Here is a 1315-nt window from a genome sequence, read left to right as displayed (position 1 = left end):
AAAAAAAAAAGCATGTTTTGAAAAAAGATTGATCAAAAACATTTTTAATATATTCAATTGAATCGTTTTCTTATAAAAAAGTTTGATTATATCTCAAAAATCCCTTCAATCTTCTTCATTATTTCAAAGGATCCTGAACTTTTATTTGAAAGTATCGCTATCTTGATTCCTGACTTAGGATAAAAAGCAGAATGGAAGCTTACGCCAGGGTCATATCCCATTACATGATACTTAATTATAGATTCTTCACTTTTAGTGATCCAAAGTCCATATCCATAATCTACCCCATCTTTAACATGGATTTGTGAATTCAAAAGTATTTCTGTACACTCTTTACTCAAAAGCTGATGATTAAACAAAGCTTCCCAAAATTTGATCATATCTGATGATGTAGTAAAAGCACCCCCATCAGCTCCACCTTTTATCGGAATAGAGTAGATATTTGTTCTCCATGTTCCATCTTTATTATCTATGTACCCATAGGCAGTGTTTTTAGGGAGTTGATCTAAAGGAAAATATCCTGAATCATTCATTCCACATTGTCGGAAGAGATTTGATTCAATATAGTTGGTAAAAGAAAGTCCTGATTGTTGTTCTACGATTAAACCTAAAACAATGAATCCGGCATTATTGTAGTGGAATTTATCTCCAGGTTGGAACATCATATTCTCCTTTTGAAATAAAGGCAGAAAATCTTTCACTTCATTCAAAAGATACATAGGTGTTTGTTTCCAGAGGTCTTCAAAGTTATCCATTACTTGTTCATCAAAATAGTCCGGTATTCCAGAAGTGTGAGTCAAAAGGTGATGAATTGTTATGTCTTTGTTAAAATACGGAAATTTTATGTTCAAACAATCTTCAATACGAGTGTCAAATGATAGTAGACCTTTTTCAACGAGTTGGCAAATCGCAATAGCTGTAAACAACTTACAGCCAGATGCAATTCCAAAACGTGTATGAACATTATTCAATGTTTGATCAGCCCTGTTCGCATAACCAAATGCTGATTCAAATAAGATTTCATCGTTATCCTTGATGTAAATAGCTCCAGAAAATTGTTCATCTATTATGTTATGAATTGCTTTAGTAAGGTTTAAAACTCGATTACTCAAAATAATTCCCCCTCATTCTATTAAATTAATGTCATTCGTTTTGTCTTTTCTTCCTCATTAATAAATAGTAATGTATTATTCCCCATTTCAATACGAATTTCCTTTTACTCATTAATACCAGGAGAGAATAAAGTCCAGCTTTTCAGGATAGGATTTTGAGTGAATAACCCCTCCTTATCCACCTTACGGTCTGATTGAAGAAG

1 protein-coding gene is annotated in these 1315 nt (G+C 32.4%); it reads right to left on the bottom strand.

From position 1 onward, the window contains the following. Window positions 1-86: 86 nt before the first annotated feature. The gene (locus BR72_RS17215) at window positions 87-1112 is read right to left on the bottom strand and encodes a serine hydrolase domain-containing protein (protein ID WP_177207002.1); all 1026 of its coding nucleotides are present in this window, start codon (window positions 1110-1112) and stop codon (window positions 87-89) included. Window positions 1113-1315 lie beyond the last annotated feature (203 nt).

Source organism: Bacillus sp. UNC322MFChir4.1 (assembly GCF_000746135.1).
In the GTDB taxonomy this organism is placed as follows: Bacteria; Bacillota; Bacilli; order Bacillales; family Bacillaceae_G; genus Bacillus_A.
The sequence above is the reverse complement of the archived record's forward strand: the minus strand, read 5'-3'. Positions and strand labels throughout refer to the sequence as shown.